Annotated in this window: 13 protein-coding genes and 3 tRNA genes; 4 read left to right on the top strand and 12 right to left on the bottom strand. The window is 55.9% G+C overall.

From position 1 onward, the window contains the following. Positions 1–20: 20 nt before the first annotated feature. The 7 genes from hflX to nnr form a co-directional block, all read right to left on the bottom strand. A complete protein-coding gene (gene hflX, locus EKN38_RS08360) occupies positions 21–1,301 on the bottom strand; it encodes a ribosome rescue GTPase HflX (protein WP_014830381.1) in 1,281 nt (426 codons plus the stop codon). Positions 1,302–1,375: 74 nt separating this feature from the next. Further along, positions 1,376–1,687: an RNA chaperone Hfq gene (gene hfq / locus EKN38_RS08355; protein ID WP_013095287.1), complete on the bottom strand. Its 312-nt coding sequence runs from the start codon at positions 1,685–1,687 to the stop codon at positions 1,376–1,378. Positions 1,688–1,772: 85 nt separating this feature from the next. Continuing rightward, positions 1,773–2,723, bottom strand: coding sequence for a tRNA (adenosine(37)-N6)-dimethylallyltransferase MiaA (gene miaA, locus EKN38_RS08350; protein WP_014830380.1), 951 nt, complete (start codon positions 2,721–2,723; stop codon positions 1,773–1,775). Then, positions 2,716–4,560: a DNA mismatch repair endonuclease MutL gene (mutL, locus tag EKN38_RS08345; protein WP_014830379.1), complete on the bottom strand. Its 1,845-nt coding sequence runs from the start codon at positions 4,558–4,560 to the stop codon at positions 2,716–2,718. The genes miaA and mutL overlap by 8 nt, the downstream gene beginning before the upstream one ends. A gap of 9 nt (positions 4,561–4,569) precedes the next feature. Then, positions 4,570–5,907, bottom strand: a complete 1,338-nt coding sequence (gene amiB / locus EKN38_RS08340) for an N-acetylmuramoyl-L-alanine amidase AmiB (RefSeq protein WP_014830378.1) — start codon at positions 5,905–5,907, stop codon at positions 4,570–4,572. Between the two features lie 16 nt (positions 5,908–5,923). Continuing rightward, positions 5,924–6,385 carry a tRNA (adenosine(37)-N6)-threonylcarbamoyltransferase complex ATPase subunit type 1 TsaE gene (gene tsaE / locus EKN38_RS08335; RefSeq protein ID WP_014830377.1) on the bottom strand — a complete coding sequence of 154 codons (462 nt, stop codon included), beginning with the start codon at positions 6,383–6,385 and terminating at the stop codon, positions 5,924–5,926. Next, positions 6,378–7,901 (bottom strand): bifunctional ADP-dependent NAD(P)H-hydrate dehydratase/NAD(P)H-hydrate epimerase, encoded by a 1,524-nt coding sequence (gene nnr / locus EKN38_RS08330; RefSeq protein ID WP_126521985.1) that lies wholly within the window; start codon positions 7,899–7,901, stop codon positions 6,378–6,380. Before nnr ends, tsaE begins: the two co-directional genes overlap by 8 nt. Here nnr and queG point away from each other — a divergent pair. After that, positions 7,900–9,039 (top strand): tRNA epoxyqueuosine(34) reductase QueG, encoded by a 1,140-nt coding sequence (gene queG, locus EKN38_RS08325; RefSeq protein ID WP_014830375.1) that lies wholly within the window; start codon positions 7,900–7,902, stop codon positions 9,037–9,039. The two genes, nnr and queG, sit on opposite strands and share 2 nt — an antisense overlap. A gap of 270 nt (positions 9,040–9,309) precedes the next feature. Here queG and EKN38_RS08320 read toward each other — a convergent pair. The 4 genes from EKN38_RS08320 to orn all read right to left on the bottom strand — a co-directional run bounded on the left by EKN38_RS08320 (position 9,310) and on the right by orn (position 10,358). Next, positions 9,310–9,385 (bottom strand) — tRNA-Gly (locus tag EKN38_RS08320). A gap of 45 nt (positions 9,386–9,430) precedes the next feature. Further along, positions 9,431–9,506, bottom strand: a tRNA-Gly gene (locus EKN38_RS08315). Positions 9,507–9,551: 45 nt separating this feature from the next. Next, a tRNA-Gly gene (locus EKN38_RS08310) sits at positions 9,552–9,627 on the bottom strand. Positions 9,628–9,812: 185 nt separating this feature from the next. After that, the gene (orn, locus tag EKN38_RS08305) at positions 9,813–10,358 is read right to left on the bottom strand and encodes an oligoribonuclease (RefSeq protein ID WP_013095280.1); all 546 of its coding nucleotides are present in this window, start codon (positions 10,356–10,358) and stop codon (positions 9,813–9,815) included. Between the two features lie 107 nt (positions 10,359–10,465). Here orn and rsgA point away from each other — a divergent pair, with 107 nt between their 5' ends. The 3 genes from rsgA (at position 10,466) to mscM (ending at position 15,927) form a co-directional block, all read left to right on the top strand. Continuing rightward, positions 10,466–11,518, top strand: a complete 1,053-nt coding sequence (gene rsgA / locus EKN38_RS08300; RefSeq protein ID WP_014830374.1) for a small ribosomal subunit biogenesis GTPase RsgA — start codon at positions 10,466–10,468, stop codon at positions 11,516–11,518. Between the two features lie 97 nt (positions 11,519–11,615). Further along, positions 11,616–12,584 (top strand): archaetidylserine decarboxylase, encoded by a 969-nt coding sequence (asd, locus tag EKN38_RS08295; protein WP_014830373.1) that lies wholly within the window; start codon positions 11,616–11,618, stop codon positions 12,582–12,584. A gap of 19 nt (positions 12,585–12,603) precedes the next feature. After that, positions 12,604–15,927, top strand: a complete 3,324-nt coding sequence (gene mscM, locus EKN38_RS08290; protein WP_014830372.1) for a miniconductance mechanosensitive channel MscM — start codon at positions 12,604–12,606, stop codon at positions 15,925–15,927. Positions 15,928–15,970: 43 nt separating this feature from the next. On the opposite strand, the gene epmA is transcribed toward mscM, so the two are convergent. Then, on the bottom strand, positions 15,971–16,948 hold the full coding sequence (gene epmA, locus EKN38_RS08285; RefSeq protein ID WP_014830371.1) for an elongation factor P--(R)-beta-lysine ligase: 978 nt from the start codon (positions 16,946–16,948) through the stop codon (positions 15,971–15,973). Positions 16,949–17,144: the final 196 nt, after the last annotated feature.

The raw sequence follows: 17,144 nt of genomic DNA, 5'->3' as shown, positions 1-17,144 counted from the left end.
TTCAGGCATACCCTTTCCGATCAGACGATATAGTCGACCAGCGCAGGTTCTTGTTTACAGAGGCGACGCCAGTCAACGATCGGCATACGCACCTGCATCCCCACGCTGCCGTCATCCTCCATCCACTCTTTTTCTATCGCCTGAAGCTGATAAAACCGGCTGCGCAGCCTGCCTTCCTGTGGCGGCAGTCGCAGCGTGTGCTGGGCTACCTCACCGGAAAGACGTTCTGTCAAAGCCTGGAAAAGCAGTGGCACACCAATACCGGTCTGGGCAGAAAGCCAGACCCGAATCGGTTTGTTCTCTTCATCACGATCGATACGCGGCTCAAATTCATCCAGCATGTCGATCTTGTTCATCACCAACAGCGTTGGGATCTCGTGGGCCTCGATCTCTTCCAGCACCACATTCACCGCGTCGATGTTTTCCTGCACGCGAACATCTGCAGCATCAATCACGTGCAGCAGCAGGGTCGCCTGACGCGTCTCCTGCAGGGTGGCTTTAAACGCGGCCACCAGGTCATGCGGCAGATGGCGGATAAACCCTACGGTATCCGCCAGCACGGTTTCCCCCACATCCGCCACGTCTATACGACGCAACGTCGGGTCCAGGGTCGCAAACAGCTGGTCTGCGGCATAGACCTGGGCCTCGGTAATCTGGTTAAACAGGGTGGATTTACCGGCGTTGGTATACCCCACCAGCGACACCGTCGGGATGTCGGCTTTCGTGCGCGCCCGACGTCCCTGCTCACGCTGTTTCTCGACTCTTTCCAGACGTGAGAGGATCTGGGTAATACGGCCACGCAGCAAACGGCGGTCGGTTTCGAGCTGGGTTTCACCCGGACCGCGCAAACCAATCCCGCCTTTTTGTCGTTCAAGGTGGGTCCAGCCACGTACAAGACGCGTGGCCAGATGGCGCAGCTGCGCCAGCTCAACCTGCAGCTTACCCTCATGGGTGCGTGCACGCTGAGCAAAAATATCTAAAATCAACCCCGTGCGATCGATAACACGGCATTCGCAAAGCGCTTCCAGGTTACGCTCCTGCGCCGGAGACAGCGCATGATCAAACAACACGACTGACGCACCGGTTGCTTTTACGGCATCCGCAATTTCTACTGCTTTACCTTCACCAACAAAATACTTTGGGTGCGGCGCTTTACGGCTACCGGTAATCACCTGCATTGCTTCGACACCGGCGGAAGAGACCAGAGATTCAAACTCCTGGAGGTCTTCCATATCTTTGTCTTGCGAAAAATAGATGTGTACCAGCACCGCCTGCTCACCGGCATCATAACGGTCAAACAAGCGTAAAACCCTCTAAAAAGATCAGCGGGGAACGCAGGATCCCTGGCTCCCCGTGTGGATAACAGTGCGAAACCTTATTCGGTTTCGTCGCTGTCCTGCGCAGGAGCAGAAGAACCCTGCGCGTTGCTGCCATGATGGTAGTTACTACCAGTGCCGCCGCCAGCGTTATTGCTGTGATGGGATACCGGACGGGACGGAACAACAGTAGAAATAGCGTGCTTGTAGACCATCTGGCTGACCGTGTTTTTCAACAGGATCACGAACTGATCGAAAGACTCAATCTGACCTTGCAGCTTAATACCATTCACCAAATAAATAGAAACTGGAACACGTTCCCGACGCAATGCGTTCAGGAACGGATCTTGTAAAGATTGCCCCTTAGCCATTCTATCTTTTCCTTATATGCTTGTTTTGTACTTAGAACCTTGCGATTCTGAAAAATTGCGCACGATACGTCTCAATTGTACACATTCAGTGAGCGATATCACCAACAACCTCAATCACTTCGTTTAACGCCTGTTGCGGTTTTTCACTGTCTAACCAGTGAACTCCTTCCCAACCGCGCAACCAGGTGATCTGGCGCTTCGCTAACTGTCTCGTGGCGCAAACACCTCTATAAACCATTTCATCATATGAAATCTCGCCTTCAAGGTATGACCACATCTGGCGGTATCCCACACAACGAACGGAAGGCATATCCGTATGCAAATCTCCACGGGCAAATAGCGCCCGCACTTCTGCTTCAAAATCTGAAGCCAACATCTGATGAAAACGCTGCTCAATTCGTTGATGGAGCAGTTCACGGCTCGCCGGGGCGATGGCGAACTGATGCACCTGATACGGCAGAGCGTCTCCTGACGTTTGCGTCAGTTCCGTTAAAGTTTTACCCGAAATGAAAAAAACTTCCAGTGCCCGGGAAAGCCTTTGCGGATCATTTGGATGGATCCGTGCTGCGGCAACCGGGTCAATCTCTGCCAGTTGCTGATGCAAAACGTCCCATCCCTGCTCTGCCGCCTGCTGCTCAATTTTTGCTCTTATTTCAGGGTCCGCTGATGGCAGAGGAGATAACCCCTCCAGCAACGCCTTGAAATAGAGCATGGTTCCGCCAACCAACAGCGGTATACGTCCCGCCGCCGTTATCTCGGCCATCTCGGCTAAGGCATCGCGGCGAAAATCCGCTGCGGAGTAGGCCTGAGCCGGGTCGAGAATATCCAGCAAACGATGCGGTGCCGCGCGCAGTTCGTCTGCGTCTGGCTTCGCTGTGCCGATGTCCATTCCTCGGTAGATGAGGGCAGAATCGACACTAATCAACTCTACAGGCAAAACTTTACGAAGCTCAATAGCTAACGCCGTTTTGCCGGAGGCCGTAGGGCCCATCAAAAAAATCGCCTTAGGCAGGCTCGCCTTACTGATATCAATCATGTTTCAGGGCGGTCATCGCCGTTTGTAAATCAACAGGTTGTAATAATCCACCCGGCGGTGCTTTCACCAGATGCGGGCAAAGGCGTTCCACCTCTGCCAGCACGCTAATCGCCTGCGCCATACTCCACGGCGTATGTTCGCTGGCCAAATGGCGGGCGATCCACTGCGCGGTGTTGGCGGCATCAAACGACGTTTGCTGCGCCAGGTAGCCTATCAGTTCAGGAATCAAGTTTTGTAAATTTTGTTGGCGTAAGGGTAAAGGCACTGCACGAATTGTCACATGCTGTGATTCCAGTACCATTTCTATCCCCATCTGCGCCAGTTGGGCCTCTGCGCGCTGCAATACCCTTGTTTCGTCAGCGGATATTTTTAGCCGAACCGGGATCAGTAACGGCTGAGCGCAAGCCGCGTTTTCACCCGGGGTCAGTTGCACCTGTTTAAGCCAGCGTTCCGCAACCGGCAGAGCCAGCAGCATAAGCTTGCCCTCACGTTCGAGTAACGCCATATCCGGGGCGATAATCGTCAGCACCCGGCCAAAGCTCTGGCTATGCCCTTCCAGCGAAGGCGTTTGCACCTCAATGTGCTCTTTACGCGTAACTGCGGGGGTTTCCAGCAATTTACGGTACAACGCCCCCTGCTGCTTTTGATAGCCGGGCTGGGCGTTAGGATAGTTCGCGCCGGTGGGTCGCGGCGCGCTCCCCGCCGATGAGAAACGCGGCGCTTCCGCTTCACGCGCGACGGCAGGCTCGGCAAAGTGGTTGCGCCCCGCCGCAACACGGTTTTCCGGTATCGGACGCGGAGCGGGCTCTTCGTTTTGCAGCGGCAGAGTGGGTTCAACCTGCTGCTGCAGGACGCTCAGCACGCCCTGATAGATAAAATCGTGCACCAGTCGCGACTGATGGAACCGAACTTCATGCTTGGCGGGATGGACGTTAACATCAACCTGATGCGGGTCGATTTCCAGATAAAGCACAAACGCAGGCTGCTGATCCGCGCCAAGCTTATCCTCGCAGGCCTGACGAATGGCGTGGTTGATCAGACGGTCGCGCATCATACGACCATTCACGTAACAATACTGGATCTCCGCGAAGGCGGCACTGCTGGCGTTCGGGTCGGCAACCCAACCGCGCAGGGCCAGATCGCCGTGCTGCCATTCAATGGCCAGCGCTTGTTCCAGAAACGGCGTACCGCAGATAGCGCCCAGACGACGCTCTTTCTGCCCACCTTCCGCTACCGCGCGGTACTGACGCATCACCTTGCCATTATGGCTGAGGTTGATGGTGACATCGAAACGCGCCAGCGCGATACGGCGGATAATCTCATCGATATGACCGAATTCGGTCTTCTCGGTGCGCATAAACTTACGGCGGGCGGGAGTATTGTAGAAGAGATCCAGTACTTCGAGCGTCGTGCCGACAGGATGCGCCGCAGGCTTGACCGTAACGTCCATATCACGCCCTTCGGCGTAGGCCTGCCAGGCTTCCTGCTGTTCGGCCGTACGGGAGGTCAGCGTTAAACGGGAAACCGAGCTGATACTGGCCAGCGCCTCGCCGCGAAATCCGAGGCTGATGATCGCTTCAAGGTCGTCCAGAGAGGCGATTTTACTGGTGGCGTGACGCGCCAGCGCCAGCGCCAGCTCGTCTTTTTTGATGCCACACCCGTTGTCACGAATGCGAATCAGCTTTGCGCCACCACGTTCGATATCAATGTCGATGCGGGTGGCTCCCGCATCGAGACTGTTTTCGACCAGCTCCTTCACCACCGACGCAGGGCGCTCCACCACCTCACCGGCGGCGATTTGGTTCGCAAGCTGCGGCGGTAGAACCTGAATCGGCATGAATTCTCCTTAGTTGGTCGCGGTCATCTCACCCGGCAGCACGGCACTGGCCGTCTGGGCTGCACCGCCCTGCGGCGCAGACTGCAGCGGATGTGCCTCAAAGTATTTACGCAGACCGTTATAAATCGCTTCGGCAATTTGCTGCTGGTAGCTGTCACTGCCCAGCAAACGCTCTTCGCTGTTATTGCTGATAAAGCCCGTTTCCACGAGGATCGATGGAATGTCCGGCGAACGCAGAACCCCGAGGCTCGCATGCTCCGGGCGGCGCTTGTGCAATGCCCCGATGCCTTGCAACTGGTTCAGTACATTAGTGGCGACATCATACCCGACGCGCTGGGAATGACCGAACTGTAAATCGAGCACCGCCTGGCTGAGATACGGGTCAGACTGGCTGTTGGCCAGCACATCGCCCGCACCACCTAATAGTTCGGACTGCTTCTCATGCTCTTCAAGCCAGTTGGCCATTTCACTGTTCGCCCGACGGTTCGAAAGCACCCATACCGATGCCCCCGTGGCGTTACGGTTTGGCGCGGCATCCGCATGAATGGAGACCAGGAAATTGGCATTTTGCTTACGCGCCACGTCTGAGCGTCCCATCACGGAGATAAAGTAATCGCCGTCACGGGTTAATACGCCTTTAAACATCGGGTCATCGTTCAACAGGGTCCGTAGCTTACGGGCAATGGCGATGGTCACATTTTTCTCGCGCGTACCGCCCGGGCCAATTGCCCCAGGATCCTGCCCGCCGTGACCGGCATCAATGGCGATAATCACTTTATCACCGCTGACCACACGACGCGCGCTGGCTGCCGGGCGCGTCACGGTGTTACTGCTGGTGACGCTGGTCATGCGATCGTTGTCGGTTTTAAACGGATTACGCGCAGGTTGAGATGGACGCGGGGTATAAACCGGCTCTTCCACGCGCTTCGCCACAACCGGCGGCGGTGGCGGTGGTGGAGGCGCGTCAGCGTTGATGGTAAACACCACCGTATAATTTGCGCCGTTTTGCTGCTTCACCGCCCGCGTTTTACCCTTTTCGGTCAGATCGACCACCAGGCGCAATGACTGGCTGTCTTTTGGCGTCCCCGAACGGATACTTTTGACCAGGTTGTTCCCGCTGAACTGCAACGGCAACCCCTGGATCACACCGGTTTGTTTGATATCCAGCGCCACACTGCGGCTGTCTGGTTGTGAAAAAGCATACTCAGGGTCGCCCATAAAACTGAACGTGATCCGGGCCTGACTCTCCCCGTTCGACACCTGAATATCCGAGAGGCTTGCCGCACCAGCCTGCGCGCACAGCAGCACTGTGGCAGCCACTAACCAACCTTTAACGCGATTTATCATCCCGTCATCCCTACGCTCAACCGGCTAAACGCGCCAGTAAGGAACTGCCTGATGAGGAAACAGCACTGATGCGCGCCTCACGCCCTTGTGCCTGGTAATCTAAGTGAATTTCGACATCCGGGTCAGGCAACACACCCGCACCTTGTTGCGGCCACTCCACCAGGCAGATGGCATCATTGGCAAAATAATCACGGATCCCCATAAATTCCAGCTCCTCAGGATTCGCAAGTCGGTATAAATCGAAGTGATACACCATGAGATTTTCAAGAGTGTACGGCTCTACCAGCGTGTAGGTTGGGCTTTTCACATTCCCGTTATGGCCTAACGCCTGCAGAAAACCCCGGCTGAAGGTGGTTTTACCCGCACCTAAATCACCATAAAGATAAATGACAGTCGCCCCCTGACAGGCCTGCGCCACGCGCTTGCCGAGTTCTAAAGTGGCTTGTTCATCAGGTAAAGGAATCGCTCGATTAGTCATTTTCTACGTCAATCACATCCGGGTTAACAACACGCCGCAGCGTGCAAAAAAGATCGGTGGCCAGCATCCCGCGTGTGCCATACCGTGCAGCCAGGCTGTCAGCCGCCGCACCGTGAGCCACGCAGCCAGCACAGGCTGCATCATAAAGGGGAAGTTTCTGTCCAAGCAATGCGCCGACGATGCCTGAAAGCACATCGCCCATTCCGCCACTCGCCATGCCCGCATTTCCGGCATCGATAATGCCCAGTGCCTCATCGCTTGCGATAACGGTTCCCGCCCCTTTCAGAACCGCAACACCTCCGTAACGTTTTACCAGACGGCGGGCAGAAAGTAAGCGATCGCTTTCAATTTCTGCCACGCTGCAGTTAAGCAGCCGCGCGGCTTCGCCGGGGTGTGGCGTCAGGATGCGATTGTGACGCTTATCCGGGTTGATTGCCAGAAGGTTCAGCGCGTCGGCATCCCAGAGCATCGGTTTACGAAAATTCTCGACCTTTTGCAGCGCCTGCTTACCCCAGGCCTGTTGCCCCAGGCCCGGGCCAATCACCACCACATCCGCCCATTCAAGGCTCTCTTCAAGGGTCTGCGGCGTAAGCTCATGCACCATCAGTTCCGGTCGGGCTGTAATAATGGGGGGGATGTTTTCACCGCGCGTCAGCACTCGTACCAGCCCCGCGCCACTGCGCAGCGCCGCTTCCCCTGTCATCCGGATAGCGCCGGCCGTACCGCGATCGCCGCCAATGATGACCAGCCTGCCGTGGTCGCCCTTGTGCGACGTTGGCCGACGCGGCGGCAACCAGTGGCTAAGCTGCGTGGCATCAAAGCGGGAAAGGTGTGTCTCCTGCCCGGCAAGCCAGCTCTCCAGCCCCAGGGCGTTATGGTGCAATATGCCCACCACATCCCTCGCTTTCCCGGTGAGCAACCCCGGCTTCAGGGCAATAAACGTGACGGTTTGCGCAGCCTGGATCACCGCTCCCGGCGTCGCACCGGTTTCCGCCATCAGGCCAGAGGGAATATCCAGGGCCACCACCGGCGCAGTATGGGCATTGGCGCGCGCAATCAGAGCGGCAACGTTGTCACGGGGCGCACTACATAACCCGGTGCCCAGCAGGCCATCAACAATCAGATCAACATCCTCTGGCCAGACGATATCGGATGCATGAATCACTCCGCCTGCATTCAGCCAGGCTTCCCGCGCGGCGCTGGCTTCTTCCGGCAGCGGCTTATCGCTCTCCAGCGCCAGTAACGTAACGCGGAGACCTGTCGCGACCGCCAGACGGGCGACGACGTAACCATCACCGCCGTTATTGCCGTGTCCGCATAAAATGAGCCAGTGAGCAGATTGCGGGTACGCGCTGCGGGCAACGTTAAATGCCGCCTCGCCCGCCCGTTGCATATGTTCATAAAGGGTAATGCCAAGGCTGTCCGCGGCCTCTTTTTCGGCGCGTCTGAGGTCATCCGCATGCCAGATGGAATGTGGTATACTTGCGGGGTTTTTCTTCACTGTATGGTCCGTCATGTCACAGCCCCTCGATCTCAATCAATTAGCGCAAAATATAAAACAGTGGGGTGCTGAGCTTGGCTTCCAGAAGGTGGGGATCACCGACACCGACCTCTCCGCCAGCGAGCCGAAACTGCAGGCCTGGCTGGACAAACAATACCACGGCGAAATGGAGTGGATGGCGCGTCATGGCATGATGCGGGCCCGTCCACACGAGCTGTTGCCGGGTACATTACGCGTTATCAGCGTACGCATGAACTACCTGCCTGCAAACGCGGCCTTTGCGCGTACGTTAAAAAATCCCTCTCTGGGTTACGTCAGCCGGTATGCCCTGGGGCGTGATTACCATAAACTTCTGCGTAACCGGCTAAAAAAACTCGGCGAAACTATTCAGCAGCACTGTGTTTCGCTGAATTTTAGACCGTTTGTCGACTCTGCGCCTGTTCTTGAGCGCCCGATCGCTGAAAAAGCCGGGCTTGGCTGGACAGGTAAGCACTCACTTATTCTGAGCCGCGACGCCGGATCGTTCTTTTTCCTTGGTGAACTGCTGATTGATTTACCGCTGCCGGTAGATGGCCCGGTAGAAGAAGGCTGTGGGCGCTGCGTGGCCTGTATGACCATCTGTCCGACGGGCGCTATCGTGGAGCCCTATACGGTGGATGCCCGGCGCTGCATCTCCTATCTCACCATTGAGCTGGAAGGGGCAATCCCTGAAGAATTTCGGCCACTTATCGGCAACCGCATCTACGGCTGCGACGACTGCCAGTTAATCTGCCCGTGGAACCGCTATTCGCAACTCACGGACGAAGAGGATTTCAGCCCGCGTAAGGCGCTGCATGCCCCACAGCTCATTGAACTGTTCGCCTGGAGTGAAGCCTGGTTTCTGAAAGTGACGGAAGGTTCGGCCATTCGCCGTATTGGCCATTTGCGCTGGCTGCGTAATGTCGCCGTTGCGCTAGGGAATGCCCCGTGGGATGAAGCGAATATCCGGGCGCTTGAGAGCCGTAGAGGTGAGCACCCACTTCTCGATGAACACATAGAGTGGGCGATTGCGCAGCAGATCGAGAAGCGAAATGCCTGCGTGGTTGAGGTACAACCACCGCAAAAACAACGCCTGGTGAGGGTGATCGAAAAAGGGCTTCCGCGGGATGCGTGAACTATTCACAGCCTGTGAATAAAATTACAAACTCAAGCAGCATCAGGGCTGGAGATGAGGTCAAGTGATCTCAATAACATTTTGAAATCAAATTTTATCAAGCAGATACAGCAAGTTACAGAGATACTATTCACCCTGCTAACTTTTTGCGAGGTTTCTGCCAGCCTCGAAATCTGTGGATAACTCTGTTTACAAGAGTATTTCGGAAGTAATAGAAAACGTCCCCAACGCATCTTATCGCTGTGGATATTTTTGATATCAAGAAGAATTTGGAGCGGGAAACGAGACTCGAACTCGCGACCCCGACCTTGGCAAGGTCGTGCTCTACCAACTGAGCTATTCCCGCTTGGGTGTTCTGAAGCTGTGCGTATCTTGCGATACTTTCAAATTTTGGAGCGGGAAACGAGACTCGAACTCGCGACCCCGACCTTGGCAAGGTCGTGCTCTACCAACTGAGCTATTCCCGCTTGGGTGTTCTGGTGCTGGCGTATCTTGCGATACTTTTCAAATTTTGGAGCGGGAAACGAGACTCGAACTCGCGACCCCGACCTTGGCAAGGTCGTGCTCTACCAACTGAGCTATTCCCGCAAATTTGTTGCTGTCGTAACGCGTAATTCTCTGTCGTTACGGGAGGCGCATTATACGAGAAATCCTTTTAGCTGCAACCCCCCTCAACGCGATTTTTTCGAAATTCAGTTCAAATGCTTATTAAATCGGCAAGCTGAACAATTTAACGACAAAAACCCGGCCACGCAAGGCACCAGGTCTAAAAATCACAGCTTAATAAAGTTTTCGCGATAGTACGCCAGCTCCGCGACGGACTCTCGGATATCGTCCATCGCCTGATGCGTCCCCTGCTTTTTAAAGCCATCGAGGATTTCAGGTTTCCAGCGGCGCGCCAGCTCTTTAAGGGTGCTCACATCCAGATAACGGTAGTGGAAGTACGACTCCAGTTCCGGCATGTACTTAAACAGGAAACGACGATCCTGGCCAATGCTATTACCACAGATAGGGGATTTGCCCGCCGGAACCCACTGTTTCAGAAACTCAAGCGTCGCCAACTCTGCCTCCCGATCACCCATGGTGCTCGCCTTCACCCGTTCAACCAGCCCGCTGCCGGTGTGGGTACGCACGTTCCACTCATCCATCAACGCCAGCTGATCGTCGGACTGATGCACCGCAATGGTTGGCCCTTCAGCCAGAATATTCAGGTTAGCATCGGTGACCAGCGTGGCAATCTCAATAATGCGATCGCGCTCGGGATCCAGCCCGGTCATTTCAAGATCGATCCAAATCAGGTTGTTTTCATCCGCGCTCATGTTATTTTCCACCCTTCTCGCATAACCGGCTGTAGCAGGTTAACTAGTATTAATTAGAGTGTATCATAGAGGTTTTGCCCCTTACGGGCGACCAGGAGCCAGCGCGATTGAGTAAAAATAAACTCTCCAAAGGGCAGCAGCGCCGCGTGAATGCCAACCACCAGCGCCGTCTTAAAACCACTTCGGAGAAGGTCGATTACGACGACAACCTGTTTGGTGAGCCGACGGAAGGCGTCGTCATCAGCCGTTTCGGTATGCATGCCGACGTGGAATCCGCCGACGGTGAGATCCACCGTTGCAACATTCGACGGACTATCCGTTCGCTGGTCACCGGCGATCGCGTTGTCTGGCGTCCGGGTAAAGAGGCGGCAGAAGGCGTAACGGTCAAAGGTATCGTTGAAGCGGTACACGAGCGTACGTCGGTACTTACCCGTCCCGATTTTTACGACGGGGTGAAACCCATTGCCGCCAATATCAACCAGATCGTCATCGTCTCGGCGATTTTACCCGAGCTGTCGCTCAATATTATCGACCGCTATCTTGTCGCCTGTGAAACGTTACAGGTTGAGCCCATCATCGTCCTGAACAAGATCGATCTGCTGGATGACGAAGGTATGGACTTCGTAAATGAGCAGATGGATATCTACCGTAAGATCGGTTATCGCGTGCTGATGGTCTCCAGCTACACCAAAGATGGCATGAAACCCTTAGAAGAAGCGCTGACCGGGCGCATCAGCATCTTTGCCGGTCAGTCCGGCGTGGGGAAATCCAGCCTGCTGAATAATCTTCTCGGTCTCCAGCAAGAGATCCTGACCAACGATGTTTCTGATGTTTCGGGTCTGGGCCAGCACACCACCACCGCTTCTCGTCTTTACCACTTCCCGCATGGCGGCGATGTGATTGACTCCCCCGGGGTGCGCGAATTCGGTTTGTGGCACCTTGGGCCGGAACAAATCTTCAACGGATTTGTCGAATTCCATGATTATTTAGGTGCTTGCAAATACCGGGATTGTAAACACGATAACGACCCGGGCTGTGCCATCCGCGAAGCGGTCGAGAAAGGTGAGATTGCGGAGACCCGCTTTGATAACTACCACCGCATTCTTGAGAGCATGGATCAGGTAAAAACGCGTAAAAACTTTTCTGATTCTGATAACTGACAACTAAGCTAAGCATCGCTAAAATCGTCCCCCTTTTTTCAGGTTCCGGCTGATTACAGCCGGATCAGGAACGACAAAAAATGGCCTGGAGGCTACCTTGTTAAACGCATTTAAACTTTCGCTTCAATACATTCTGCCAAAACTGTGGCTCACTCGCCTGGCGGGCTGGGGCGCGAGCAAACGAGCGGGCTGGCTGACCAAACTGGTCATCGACCTTTTCGTAAAATATTACAAGGTCGACATGAAAGAGGCGCAGAAGCCAGATACCGCCAGCTATCGCACCTTCAACGAATTCTTCGTGCGCCCGCTGCGCGATGAAGTCCGCCCGGTTGATACCGATCCTAACGTGCTGGTGATGCCTGCAGATGGTGTGATTAGCCAGCTGGGTAACATCGAAGACGACAAAATCCTGCAGGCAAAAGGCCATAACTACAGCCTGGAAGCGCTGCTGGCAGGTAACTACCTGATGGCGGATCTGTTCCGCAACGGTACCTTCGCTACCACTTATCTCTCTCCACGTGACTATCACCGCGTGCACATGCCGTGCAACGGGATCCTGCGTGAAATGATCTACGTGCCGGGCGATCTGTTCTCCGTGAACCACCTGACCGCGCAAAACGTACCCAACCTGTTCGCGCGTAACGAACGCGTCATCTGCCTGTTTGATACTGAATTTGGCCCAATGGCACAGATTCTGGTGGGTGCAACGATTGTCGGCAGCATCGAAACCGTCTGGGCTGGAACCATCACCCCGCCGCGTGAAGGCGTGATCAAACGCTGGACCTGGCCTGCCGGTGAGGAGGAAGGCGCGGTCGCTCTGCTGAAAGGCCAGGAGATGGGTCGCTTCAAACTGGGTTCCACGGTTATCAACCTCTTCGCCCCTGGTAAAGTGAAGCTGGCTGAACAGCTGCAGAGTCTGTCAGTCACCAAACTCGGCCAGCCGCTGGCGGTCTCGACTGAACCTTTCGTGACGCCGGATGCAGAGCCTGCGCCGCTCCCGGAAGAAGAGATCAAGGCCGAACACGACGCCAGCCCGCTGGTTGACGACAAAAAAGACGAAGGCTAACAACAGAAGGAACGCTGACGTGCGCCCGATTATCGTACTACTGATGGCCTGGTGCCTCAGCATGGGGGCGTACGCAGCGACAGCCCCCGACGCAAAACAGATAACTCAGGAACTGGAGCAGGCGAAAGCGGCAAAACCCGCTCAGCCAGAGACCGTTGAGTCGCTCCAGTCTGCACTGAATGCGCTTGAGGAGCGGAAAGGCTCTCTTGAGCGCGCTCAGCAATATCAGCAGGTTATCGACAACTTCCCCAAACTCTCGCAAACGCTACGTACCCAGCTGAACAATCTGCGCGATGAACCGCGCGATGTGCCTGCTGGCATGACGTCCGACGCGTTGAATCAGGAGATCCTGCAGGTCAGCAGTCAGCTTCTGGAAAAAAGCCGTCTGGCACAGCAGGAGCAGGAACGCGCCCGCGAAATTGCCGACTCGCTGAGCCAGCTTCCGCAACAGCAAACCGATGCCCGCCGTCAGCTCAACGAGGTTGAGCGCCGCGTCGGTACCCAAACGGGTAACACGCCGCAAAACCAGGCGCAAAATCTGTCGCTTCAGGCGGAATCAGCCAGACTCAAAGCGCTGGTCGATGAACTGGAGCTGGCGCAACTCTCGGCAAATAACCGCCAGGAGCTGTCGCGGATGCGCTCTGAGCTTGCACAAAAGCAGAGCGAACAGCTCGATGCTTACCTGCAGGCACTCCGTAATTTGCTCAACAGCCAGCGTCAGCGTGAAGCCGAGCGCGCGCTGGAAAGTACCGAACTGCTGGCGGAAAACAGCGCTAACCTGCCTGCGGGTATCGTTGACCAGTTCAAGGTTAACCGTGAGCTGTCTGCAGCACTGAATCAGCAGGCACAGCGTATGGATCTGGTGGCGTCGCAGCAGCGTCAGGCCACCAATCAAACCCTTCAGGTTCGCCAGGCGCTCAATACCCTGCGCGAGCAGTCTCAGTGGCTGGGCTCGTCCAACCTGCTGGGTGAGGCGTTACGCGCCCAGGTTTCACGCCTGCCGGAGATGCCAAAACCCCAGCAGCTGGATACCGAGATGGCGCAACTGCGTGTGCAACGCCTGCACTATGAAGACCTTCTCAATAAACAGCCGCAAATCCGCCAGATCCGTCAGGCCGATGGACAACCTCTTACCAGCGAGCAGAACCGTATTCTGGAAGCCCAGCTGCGGACCCAGCGCGAGCTGCTGAACTCCCTGTTACAGGGTGGGGACACGCTGATTCTGGAGCTGACCAAGCTGAAGGTCTCCAACAGCCAGCTGGAAGATGCGCTGAAAGAGGTCAACGAGGCAACGCACCGTTATCTCTTCTGGACCTCTGACGTGCGCCCACTGACTTTCTCATGGCCGATCGACATCGTCCAGGATCTGCGCCGTCTGATCTCGCTGGATACCTTCAGCCAGCTTGGAAAAGCCAGCGTGATGATGCTCACCAGCAAAGAGACCATTTTCCCTCTTCTGGGCGCGTTAATCCTGGTGGGCTTTAGTATTTACTCGCGCAGGCACTTCACCCGCTTCCTGGAGCGTTCCAGCGCCCGGGTGGGTAAGGTCACGCAGGATCACTTCTGGCTGACGCTGCGTACCGTATTCTGGTCAATACTTGTCGCCTCGCCGCTGCCGGTCCTGTGGATGACGCTCGGATACGGCCTGCGGGAGGCCTGGCCCTACCCGCTCGCGGTCGCCATTGGCGATGGCGTCACCGCCACCGTTCCCCTGCTGTGGGTAGTGATGATTTGCGCCACGTTTGCGCGACCAAATGGTCTGTTCATCGCCCACTTTGGCTGGCCGCGTAATCGCGTGGCGCGCGCCATGCGTTACTACCTGATGAGCATCGGGCTGATTGTGCCGCTGATTATGGCGCTGATCATGTTTGATAATCTCAATGACCGGGAGTTCTCGGGCTCGCTGGGCCGTCTCTGCTTTATGCTGATATGCGGCGCGCTGGCCATCGTCACGCTGAGCCTGAAACGGGCTGGTATACCGCTCTATCTGGATAAAACCGGCAGCGGCGACAACATGTTTAACCGCATGCTGTGGAACCTGCTGCTGTGCGCCCCTCTGATTGCCATGCTGGCAGCGGCGGTGGGTTACCTGGCGACCTCGCAGGCTCTGCTGGCGCGACTGGAAACCTCTGTTGCCATCTGGTTCCTGCTGCTGGTGATCTATCACGTCATCCGCCGCGGGATGTTGATCCAGCGACGCCGTCTGGCGTTTGACCGGGCCAAGCACCGTCGGGCAGAGATCCTCGCCCAGCGTGCGCGGGGTGAGGATGAACCAAACCACGTCAACAGCACTGAAGGCACGATGGATGCGGACGAGGTTGAACTGGATCTCGACGCTATCAGCACCCAGTCTCTGCGTCTGGTACGCTCCATCCTGATGCTGATTGCGCTGCTGTCGGTGATCTTCCTGTGGTCGGAAATCCACTCCGCGTTTGGTTTCCTGGAGAACATCTCGCTGTGGGATGTGACGTCCACGGTGCAGGGTGTGGAGAGCCTGGAGCCCATAACCTTAGGTGCGGTGCTGATTGCCATTCTGGTGTTGATCATCACCACGCAACTGGTGCGTAATTTCCCGGCGCTGCTGGAGCTGGCGCTGTTGCAGCACCTGGATTTAACCCCCGGTACGGGCTATGCCATTACCACCATCACTAAGTACCTGATTCTGCTCTTTGGCGGGATGGTTGGGTTCTCCATGATTGGTATTGAGTGGTCTAAATTGCAGTGGCTGGTTGCCGCGCTGACGTTTGGTCTGGGCTTTGGCATGCAGGAGATTTTCGCTAACTTTGTGTCCGGCCTGATTATCCTGTTTGAAAAACCGATTCGTATTGGCGATACGGTAACGATCCGCGATCTGACGGGCAGCATCACGAAGATCAACACCCGCGCCACCACGATCAGCGACTGGGATCGCAAAGAGATCATCGTGCCCAACAAGGCGTTTATCACCGAGCAGTTTATCAACTGGTCGCTGTCAGACTCCGTCACGCGTGTGGTGCTGACGGTACCGGCGCCATCGGATGCCAACAGTGAAGAGGTCACGCAGATCCTCTACACCGCCGCCGAACGCTGCACGCTGGTCCTTGATAACCCGGCGCCGGAAGTGTTCCTGGTCGATCTCCAGCAGGGTATCCAGATTTTCGAATTGCGTATTTACGCCGCCGAAATGGGGCACCGTATGCCATTGCGCCATGAGATCCACCAGCTGATTCTGGCTGGCTTCCGTGAGCACGGTATTGATATGCCGTTCCCACCGTTCCAGATGCGTCTGGAAAGCCTGGACGGACTTAAGACAGGAAAAACATTAACCTCTGCGGCGCGTAAACGCCCGGCGGGGAGTTTGTAAGCCAGTCCGCACCCCCTCTCCCAGGGGAGAGGGGGTACTGCCGTCAGGCTCGATCGACGGTAAAAGCAATCACATCGCCCAGCTGTTCCGCGCCCAGCGCCAGCATCACCAGACGATCCACCCCCAACGCCACACCGGAACAATCCGGCAGACCCGCTTTCAGGGCTTCCAGCAGGTTAGTATCAATAGGCTGCTGCGGCAGACCGCGCGCGGCGCGCTTGCGGTTATCCTGCTCAAAACGCTGCTGCTGTTCGCGGGCGTCGGTCAGTTCGTGGAAACCATTCGCCAGCTCAATGCCCTTGTAATAGACCTCAAAACGCTCCGCCACGCGGTGATCTTCAGTGCTGATCTGCGCCAGAGAAGCCTGGCTTGCCGGGAAGTGGTAGACGAAAGTGGGACGATCTTTACCAATCTGCGGTTCAACACCAAAGGTGAAAAGCAGTTGCAGCAGCGTGTCGCGATCTTCTTCGGTATCCGCCACGTTGCTGAGATCCAGTTTTGCCGCCACTTCGCGCAGCTGGGTTTTATCCGCTGACAATGGATCAATTTCCAGATAACGCTGGAAAGCCTGCTGATAAGAGAGCGTTTCCGCTTCTGAGCAGTCCAGAACCTGCTGCAGCAGATCGTCCACCTCGTTCATCAGGCGGTACATATCGTAATGCGGACGGTACCACTCCAGCATGGTGAATTCCGGATTATGGTGACGCCCCATCTCTTCATTGCGGAAGCTGCGGCACAGCTGATACACCGGGCCACACCCTGCCGCCAGCAGGCGTTTCATGTGGTATTCCGGGCTGGTCATCAGCCAGAGGTTCATGCCCTGTGAATGGCCGGGGCCAACAAAACGGGTTTCAAACGGTACCAGATGAATATCCGTTACCGTTGCCTGACTCATGCACGGCGTTTCCACCTCAAGGACTCCGCGGTCAGCAAAGAAGCGGCGGATCTCCGCCATAATTGCAGCGCGTTTCAGCAGATTAGGGATGGATGCGCTCGGCTGCCAGGTGGCCGTTTCGCTCATGGGTAATTCTCCGATTTCAGACAAGGGCACGAAGTCTACTCGTTAGCACGCACAGAGACAAATTTTGCACAGTAAAAATTGCATTTCATTTAGGGCAACTATCATGTGACGGAATTCATTATTCACGATGATAAATCACCGCACAGAACAGCAAAAAAATCGAACACGTCAAATTTCCCTGTCGTTCGCGCGGTTA

This window comes from Enterobacter sp. WCHEn045836 (assembly GCF_003965585.1).
Taxonomy (GTDB): domain Bacteria; phylum Pseudomonadota; class Gammaproteobacteria; order Enterobacterales; family Enterobacteriaceae; genus Enterobacter; species Enterobacter dissolvens.
The sequence above is the reverse complement of the archived record's forward strand: the minus strand, read 5'-3'. Positions and strand labels throughout refer to the sequence as shown.